The following is a 467-nucleotide window of genomic DNA, read 5'->3' as shown; positions in this document are numbered from 1 at the left end:
CCAATAAATCGTCTGGATGCAGGCATCGCCGCAGTCGCTGCCGCAGCATTCCCACGATTCGGGGCGGACGGGTTCGTCTAAAAGCGGCTCGCCCAAGAGGGCTTCGGCTTTATTCTTCAGGGTCGTATCCATCGGCAATTTCCAAGCGCGCACCGTCAAACTCGATGACTTCGCCGCCGCGTATTTTGGCGGTTTTGCGGGTTTCGGTTTCGCCGTTGCGCAACACCAGCCCTTCGGCGATAAACGCCTTCGCCTGTCCGCCGCTTTCGGCAAGTCCGGCGAGCTTCAAGAGGTCGCATAAGGCGATGTATTCGTTGTCTTCGAGATAGACGGTGGCTTCCATGAGGTTTCCTGTAATGGGTTCGGATGCGTGAAATTGTAGCATAGTTCGTCTGAAAGCCGTTTCAGACGACCTGCCCATCCACACGGTAATCCGTTTTTTCACTGTTCGCAAGAAAATACAGCAA

Annotated in this window: 1 protein-coding gene; it reads right to left on the bottom strand. The window is 54.8% G+C overall.

The window, feature by feature from the left end:
• Positions 1-109 precede the first annotated feature (109 nt).
• Positions 110-467: RNA-binding S4 domain-containing protein (locus AC0AIB_RS31205; protein ID WP_465098079.1), on the bottom strand; the 358-nt coding region annotated here is incomplete at its 5' end.

The organism is Micromonospora sp. DSM 43699, assembly GCF_055517075.1.
The sequence above is the reverse complement of the archived record's forward strand: the minus strand, read 5'-3'. Positions and strand labels throughout refer to the sequence as shown.